Source organism: Streptomyces xiaopingdaonensis, from assembly GCF_000262345.1.
GTDB lineage: Bacteria > Actinomycetota > Actinomycetes > Streptomycetales > Streptomycetaceae > Streptomyces > Streptomyces xiaopingdaonensis.
Genome location: NZ_AJTQ01000079.1, coordinates 1 through 7,385 on the forward strand (window position 1 = coordinate 1; position 7,385 = coordinate 7,385).

Consider the following 7,385-nt stretch of genomic DNA (forward strand, 5'->3'; position numbering starts at 1 on the left):
TTGATGCGCCACCGCCCGCTGGCCCCGCCGTCCTGCTCCCCGCGCACGCGGGGATGGACCCCCCGCCGACCTGTACCTCACAGGTTGCCGACCTGCTCCCCGCGCACGCGGGGATGGACCCTGCGTATCAGCAGGTGAGAGCGTCGCAGTCCGCTGCTCCCCGCGCACGCGGGGATGGACCCGCGATAAGCGGCGGGTGCGAAACCAAGACTGACTGCTCCCCGCGCACGCGGGGATGGACCCCACTGGTGCCGGTAGACACGGCCGGCGGTGTCCTGCTCCCCGCGCACGCGGGGATGGACCCCTTACTAACGCGCGGGCCCCACGAGGGGGCAACTGCTCCCCGCGCACGCGGGGATGGACCCGATGCGGCCCTCCGCCGTCACCTGGTCAGGGCTGCTCCCCGCGCACGCGGGGATGGACCCGCATCAATCGGCCGGTGCACACCACAGCCCTCCTGCTCCCCGCGCACGCGGGGATGGACCCCCGGCCAGTTCCGCCGCGTCGTTCTTTCCGAACTGCTCCCCGCGCACGCGGGGATGGACCCGCGGGTCACCACGGCCACACCACCCCGGGCTCCTGCTCCCCGCGCACGCGGGGACGCACCCCTTCACCGTCGCGTCCGTGCCACCCGGCACCAAGCGCAGGCCGGCTGCCAACGGCTGCCTCGCCGTGCTCGCCGCCACGGACCCGGAAGCGTCGCACGGCACGGAGCTCACCGTGCCGATCGTCGCCGACTTCGCCGCCGTGCTGCGGTTCGCCGTCCTCCGCAGCTGGGCCCCTCTCCGACCCGGGCGGCCACCGCGCTGCGTCCACCGGTCCCGACCACGAACGGCCCGAGCGTCGACGATCCTTCACGGCCATGCCGCACCCGAGCCGACCTTCGGCTTCCGGAGCCGCTGGACGGACCGGCCGCGCTGGGAGCGGCCCGCGTTCCGGGCGCTGCTCCTCGCGACGGGGCCCTACACCTCTGGGGCCCGGCGCTTCCTGATACGCCAACTCGTCCTGCTCCGCGGCCGCGCAGGCCGGCGGCGCCGGCTGGAAGGCGTTCCTCTTCGGCTCGCTCGACGCGGGAACACCATCGCCATCGACAAACGTCCGGGCGCGCTGTGGCCGATGGGACTCTCGGTCCGCTCTTCGAGATGGGGAGTTGACAGTTGCTGGTGCGTCAGGCCCTGAGGGGCGTCGCGGCCGGCGGGGTGCTCTTCGCAGCGGTAACGCCGCCCGGCCGGCCCGGGCGGTGGACTCTCGCCGCAGCCGTGGCGGCGTGCACGCCCGTCGCGGCGCGCGCGGATGGTCGGCCCGTCAACGACGAGTATCCGCACCCGTTGCTTCCGAACGTCGGCAGACCGCAGATCCGTGTGGCGCAACAGTGCGCACAAACCGGCGTTGGGGCGCGTCAGCCTGCGCGCAAAGTGGACGCCGGAGGAGGGGACCCGGTCCGGCCCCCGGCCCCCGCACTCCGGAAAGACTTTCGCACCGCCGGGAGTGGGAAAGCGAGACGCGAGCCCCCGTCACACGCCCTGAAGCGCCCCTCCGACCCGTCCGTCCAGCCACGCCAGCCCCGCCCAGGAGAGCAGTGCGAGCGTAAGCGCCGAGGTCGCGGCGGACGCCGCTGTGCGGGCGGGGAGTTCCGCCCTGTCGCGGAGGGCGGCGCCCGTCAGGCCCCAGGCCGTCACGGTGAGGGCGGGGAGGGCGAGCAGGAGGAGCGGCAGCTCCAAATAGAGCAGGGACCAGTCGCGTTGGCCCTCGAAGCTGCCGCGTACGCCGGGCCCCGCACCGTGCAGCCAGACACCGAGCCCTGCGGCCTCGGCGACGACGGCGACCAGGCAGCCGAGAACGCCGGTCGGTTCAGCGTGGTGTTTCATGCTTCTGCGGACGCCTCCGCGGGCGGCCCGGGTTCCCGGACTCCTCGTTCCTTCGGCCGAGGACGCGCCCGTACGACTGGCCGTTGGGCCGAGGTGGCGGGGGCGGTGCCGGGCGGACGCTCGGGGAGTGGGTCGGTAGGGGCCGGCCGCGTAGGGATCGAGGAGCACCGTATGAAGCGCATCATTGTCGCCGGAGTCGTCGCCGTCCTGCTCGCCGGGGGTGTCGTACTGGCGTGGAACGTGCTCGACAACACCTCGGTGGCGACCGCGCGAGGGACCGAGCGAATGGTGCCGCGCGCCGAGGTCGAGCAGAAGGCGAAGGAGAACTTCGCGCGTCCGTTCATCGAGGAGGCACCGAAGTCGGTGAGCTGCCCCCGTGGGCTGCGCGCGGAAGAGTTCGACACGGTCAAGTGCAAGGCGGAGTTCGAGGACGGCACCAAGTCGATGCTGATCTCCACGACCGAGGTGAAGGGCGACCGCGTGGTCTTCGACTACGGCGTCCTCGAAGGCGAGTCCGCGGACGACAGGTAACCGGAAGGGGAGCGGCGTGGCCGTGCGGTTCAGCCGCCGACCACGCCGCACCGCCATGCCCAGGCGGCGATCTCGACGCGGTTCCGCAGGTCCAACCTTCCCTGGATACTGGCGAGATGGGACTTGACGGTGGAGAGCGACACGTACAGCTCGTCGCAGATCTCCTGGTTGGTGCGGCCGACGGCGACGAGACGCGCCACGTCCAACTCCCGCTGCGTCAGCGGCCCCGACGGGTCGTCGACGGGCGCCGGCTGCTGCTCGCCGATCCGCTCCAGGAGACGCACGGTGACGGCGGGTGAGACGAGCGCGTCGCCCCGCGCCGCCGCGCGGACGGCCTCCACCAGCAGCCCCGGGCCCGCGTCCTTGAGGAGGAAGCCGCAGGCGCCGCCGTTGAGCGCGCCGTAGACGTAGTCGTCCTGGTCGAAGGTGGTCACGACGACGATCCGCAGCGGATCGACCGCCGTGGGCCCCGCCAGCTTCCTCGTCACCTCCAGGCCGTCGAGCTTCGGCATGCGGATGTCGACGAGGCAGACGTCGGGACGCAGCCGCCGCGCCTGCTCCACGCACTCGGCGCCGTCGGCCGCCTCGGCGACGACCTCGATGTCGGGCTGCGCCTGGAGGATGAGGCGGAAGCCGGTGCGCACCATCTCCTGGTCGTCGGCTATCAGGATGCGGAGAGGGCGCGCGCCGGTACCGGTCATGCGGGCGATCCTTCCACAGCGCGGAGGACGGGGAACTCGGCCGCCAGCGTCCACCCGTCGTCGGGCGCCCGGCCCGCGCTGAGCGTCCCGCCGACCGCCTCGGCGCGCTCGGACAGCCCGACGAGGCCGAGCCCGCCGCGCCCGCCCAGCGGCTCGGCGTCGGGCGCGTGCCCGGTCGGCGGCGCGTTGTGCACCTCGACGCGGAGGCGCGGCGGGTCGGCCTCCGGGTCTGCGAGGTCGATGTGCACGGCGACGGAGGGCGAACCCGGCGCGTGGCGGCGGACGTTGGTGAGCGCCTCGCGGACCACGTTCCGTACCGAGGTCTCCACCTCCGGATCGGCGCGCACCTGCCGCGCCGCGGCCTCGACGTGGAGGGTGGCCGGTACGTCGCGCTCGGAGAACGCCGCGACGAGCTCTGCGACCTCGGTGAAGAGCTCCCCCGGGCGCACCGCCCCCGCGTCGTCCTCGCGGAGCACCCGGACGAGCTTGCGCATCGACTCCAGCGTTTCGGAACCGGCCTGCTCGATGCCGCTGAGCAGCGGGTCGATCTGCTCCGGCGCGGTCTCCCGGATCGTACGGGCCGCCTGTGCCTGGACGACGATGCCGGTGACGTGGTGGGCGACGAAGTCGTGGAGCTCGCGGGCGAGCGCGAGGCGCTCGCTCTGCCGCACGTCGGCGACGGCTCGCCTCCGCCGGGCGTCGAGGCCGCGCAGGTAGCAGCCGAGCCCGATGGCGCCGCCCGCGAGGAAGGTGAGCCCGAACGAGTAGGCGAGGATGTCGCTCTGCTCCAACCGGAAGGGCCCGAGGATCACGGCCGCCGCGAGCGCCGCGCAGAGCGCCGCCGCCCGCAGCGGGGGCTCCTCCCGCGCGGTGCGCGCCAGCAGGAAGAGCAGGCACAGCGTCTCCAACAGCCCCCAGCCCGCGACCAATTCGCGGAGATGGACGAAGAACAGCACCGTCGTCGCCAAGGAGACGACCGCTGCGGGCAGCGCTCGCCGTACGAGCGTCGCCCGGTCCTCGGGGAGGAGCACGGCGAGAGCGGCGACCACGCCCGGCGCCAGCCTCCACCAGCTGACGGGGCCGTTGCTCTGCGACGTCGCCGCGGAGTTCAACACGTCGACGACCCACAGCAGCGCCATGACGGTCAAGAGGGCGGAGTCGGCCGTCCGCCGCGGGAGCCGGGGGTTCTTCGTCGAGGACTCGTCTTTCTCTGACACAGGTGCAGCGTACGGAAGGACCGTCGGCGCGGGCTCGGCCGAAAGGACGAGCGGGAGCGGCCGAACCGGCCGGGCGGCCGAGGCGGCACCCGGCGCCCGTTGAGGACGGTGGAGCGCATGGATCACGCTACCGACCTCCCGGTGCTGCGCGGCACCGGCCTCACCAAGTCCTACGGCGCCACCCGCGCCCTCGACGGCGTCGACCTCGCGGTACGGGCCGGCGAATCGCTCGCCGTCACGGGGCCTTCGGGCTCCGGCAAGTCGACGCTGCTGCACTGCCTCGCCGGCGTCGAACGCCCCGACGCGGGCGAGGTTCTGCTGCAGGAAGAGCGCATCGATCAGCTCCGCGAGCCGAAGCGGAGCGAGGTGCGGCGCAGGCGCTTCGGCTTCGTCTTCCAGTTCGGGCAGCTGCTGCCCGAACTCCCCGCCGTGGAGAACGTGGCGCTGCCGCTCATGCTCGACGGCGCCTCGCGCGGGACGGCCGAGACACGGGCGCGGGCCTGGTTCGCGCCGCTCGGCCTCCAGGGCAAGGAGGCGAGCAGGCCGGGTGAGCTCTCCGGCGGGCAAGCCCAACGCGTCGCGCTGGCAAGGGCTTTGGTGGCGGGCGCCGACGTCGTCTTCGCCGACGAGCCCACGGGCGCGCTCGACCGGGCCACCGGCCAGGACGTGATCCGGATGCTCACCGAGGTCGCGAGCAGGCAGCGGGCCGCGCTCGTCGTCGTCACCCACGACGACGCCGTGGCCCGGTGGTGCGACCGCACGGTGCAGGTGCAGGACGGCCGCCTGCTCTCCGCCGCGCGGCCTGCGGGAGGCGCACGGTGAGGGCGCTCGACCGCACCACCTGCACGCTCACCTGGCGCCTGCTGCGCGGCGGCGGGCGGAACGGGCGCCTCGCCACGCTGCTCTCCGTCGTCGCGGCCGCCGTCTGCACCATGCTGCTGCTCCTGTGCGTCGCCGCCAACCTCGGCTTCGCCGAGCGCGCGGCCGGCTCCGACTGGCGCAACCCCGTGCAGGCCGACGCGTCGGAGGCCGTCGCCGTCCAGGCCGTCGGCACGGCCTTCGCCGACGGGCAGCCCGTGACCGTCGTCGACGTCGCGGCGCTGCCCGGCGGGGGCGAGGCGCCCGCGCCCCCCGGCATGCCGCGCTTCCCCGAGCCCGGCGAGGTGTGGACCTCGCCCGCGCTCGGCACGCTCCACGGGAGAGACACCGCGGGCACGCTCGGCCCCGAGGCGCTGACGCGGCCGGGCGAGAAGGTCGCCGTCGTGGGGCACCGGGCCGGCGCTCCGGAGGTCACGACGGAGCGCGGCACCGACCCGCGGCGCTCGGGCGACCTCGTCACGCCCACGCCCGTCGCCGACTTCACGGGCGAGCGGGTCGCGGACGGCTTCGCCGTGCAGTACCAGGACCTGGCGAAGATCTGCACCGTGCTGGTCGCGATGCCGCTGGTGCTGCTCGGCGCCTCCTCGGCGCGGCTGTCGGTCTCCCGCCGCGACTCGCGGCTGGCCACGCTGCGCCTGCTCGGCGCCGAGCCCTCGCGTATCACGGGGATGACCGCCGTCGAGGCGCTGCTGACGGCGGCTGCGGGCGCCGTCGCCGGCACGCTGGGGTACCTGGCGATGCTGCCGCTCGCCGCCGAGGTGCCCGTGGGCGGCGGCAGTTGGTACGTGGCCGACCTGTGGGTCGGTGTGCCCGTGCTCGCCGCGGTCCTCGCCGGTGTCGTGCTGACGGCCACGGCGAGCGCGGTGGTCGGGCTGCGGCAGGTGGTCGTCGGGCCGCTCGGGGTGGTGCGCCGCTCGCGTCCGCCGCGGATGAGCCTGGTGCGGGCCCTCGTCTTCGTCGGCGTGCTCGTCGGCTACTGGCAGTTCACCCGGAGCGGGCGGACCGAGGTCGGCGTGATCGTGTACCTCTTCGGTGCGGTCTTTCTCGCGCTCTCCGTCGTGGGGCCGTGGGTGGTCGGCATGCTGGGGGCGCTCGTCGCACGATCTGCGCGCCGGGCGCCCGGGCTGCTGGCGGGGCGGCGCCTCCTCGACGACCCCAAGTCGGCCTGGCGCGGCGTCTCGGGGCTGACCCTCGCCGCGTTCGCCGCCGGAGTGTTCGCGCTCTTCAGCTTCTCGGGGGCCCCGCCCTGGGGCGCTCCCGACCGGCTCGCGCTCGCCGTGCCGAAGGGCCAGGCTGCCGCGGTGGAGCAGGAGTTCGAGGACCGGCTGGAGCGCGCAGGCGTCGAGGCGAGGATCGCCACCGACGACGACTGGGTTGCCACCGGCACGGGGGAGCGGGACGAGCAGCAGGTCACCGCGACCGTCGCCGACCGGGCGCAGCTCGACGCGGCGCGCGAGGCGCTCGTCGGCGTCGTCCCCGGGCAGTATCCGATCACCGGCACCGAGACCGCCTGGCAGAGGCAGCAGTTCCAGACGGACTCCCGGCTCGCGATGTTCGCCGTGCTCGGCGCGAGCTTCGCCATCGCCGCCACCTCGGCAGGCGTCACGGCCGCCTCGACCGTCCTCGACAGGCGCCGCACCTACGGCCTCCTGCACCTCGCGGGCACACCGCTGCGCGTCCTCGACGCCGCGAGGCGGACGGAGACGGCGCTGCCCGCGCTCGTCCTCACCGGGGCCGCCCTCGTCACCGGATTCTTCTGCGCGGCGCCGCTCACCTTCGCAGGGGGCGAGCCCGAGTTCGACACGGGCAGCATCGCCATCCTCACCGGCTGCTTCGTGCTCGGCTTCGCCGGGCTCCTCGGCGCGAGCGCGGCGAGCAGGCCGCTGCTGCGCTCCGTCGTCGCGGAGTCGGGGCCGCGTCCCGACTAGGCGTGGCTCACGTCGCGTTCCCCTGCTCCGCATCCGACTCGTCCGGAAGCGGAGTGGGGGAGCGGTGCAGCGCTGCGGCGAGGGCGGTGGAGTCGGCGTGTGCGGCGGGCAGTGGGCCAGGCGGTGGTGCGGGCGGCTGGGGGATCGTTAGGAGGTGAGTTCGACGTTGGTCCTGAGCTTCGGGATTCGAGCTCCGAGTCCCGAGTCCCGAGCCCCGAGCCCCGAGCTCCGAGCCCCGAGCTCCGAGCCCCGAGCTCCGAG

7 protein-coding genes and 1 CRISPR repeat array are annotated in these 7,385 nt (G+C 74.3%); of the genes, 4 read left to right on the forward strand and 3 right to left on the reverse strand.

Annotated elements, in window-relative coordinates:
• The first annotated feature begins 32 nt into the window (after nucleotides 1–32).
• Nucleotides 33–608: a CRISPR direct-repeat array (repeat unit 29 nt; unit sequence CTGCTCCCCGCGCACGCGGGGATGGACCC).
• A gap of 16 nt (nucleotides 609–624) precedes the next feature.
• On the forward strand, nucleotides 625–1,179 hold the full coding sequence (locus tag UWG_RS33345) for a hypothetical protein (RefSeq protein ID WP_193386418.1): 555 nt from the start codon (nucleotides 625–627) through the stop codon (nucleotides 1,177–1,179).
• A gap of 335 nt (nucleotides 1,180–1,514) precedes the next feature.
• Here the strand turns inward: UWG_RS33345 and UWG_RS0106950 are convergent, their stop codons facing one another.
• Entirely contained in the window at nucleotides 1,515–1,868 is a 354-nt protein-coding gene (locus UWG_RS0106950) for a hypothetical protein (RefSeq protein WP_016906479.1), read from the reverse strand.
• Between the two features lie 171 nt (nucleotides 1,869–2,039).
• Here UWG_RS0106950 and UWG_RS0106955 point away from each other — a divergent pair, with 171 nt between their 5' ends.
• The gene (locus UWG_RS0106955) at nucleotides 2,040–2,399 is read left to right on the forward strand and encodes a DUF4333 domain-containing protein (protein ID WP_016906480.1); all 360 of its coding nucleotides are present in this window, start codon (nucleotides 2,040–2,042) and stop codon (nucleotides 2,397–2,399) included.
• Between the two features lie 29 nt (nucleotides 2,400–2,428).
• On the opposite strand, the gene UWG_RS0106960 is transcribed toward UWG_RS0106955, so the two are convergent.
• Together UWG_RS0106960 and UWG_RS0106965 are read right to left on the reverse strand one after the other, a co-directional pair.
• Nucleotides 2,429–3,100, reverse strand: a complete 672-nt coding sequence (locus UWG_RS0106960) for a response regulator (protein ID WP_016906481.1) — start codon at nucleotides 3,098–3,100, stop codon at nucleotides 2,429–2,431.
• The gene (locus UWG_RS0106965; RefSeq protein ID WP_016906482.1) at nucleotides 3,097–4,317 is read right to left on the reverse strand and encodes a sensor histidine kinase; all 1,221 of its coding nucleotides are present in this window, start codon (nucleotides 4,315–4,317) and stop codon (nucleotides 3,097–3,099) included. Before UWG_RS0106965 ends, UWG_RS0106960 begins: the two co-directional genes overlap by 4 nt.
• Nucleotides 4,318–4,434: 117 nt before the next feature.
• Between UWG_RS0106965 and UWG_RS0106970 the strand changes: the two genes are divergently transcribed.
• Nucleotides 4,435–5,139 (forward strand): ABC transporter ATP-binding protein, encoded by a 705-nt coding sequence (locus UWG_RS0106970; RefSeq protein ID WP_016906483.1) that lies wholly within the window; start codon nucleotides 4,435–4,437, stop codon nucleotides 5,137–5,139.
• Nucleotides 5,136–7,124, forward strand: a complete 1,989-nt coding sequence (locus UWG_RS0106975; protein WP_016906484.1) for an FtsX-like permease family protein — start codon at nucleotides 5,136–5,138, stop codon at nucleotides 7,122–7,124. The genes UWG_RS0106970 and UWG_RS0106975 overlap by 4 nt, the downstream gene beginning before the upstream one ends.
• Nucleotides 7,125–7,385: the final 261 nt, after the last annotated feature.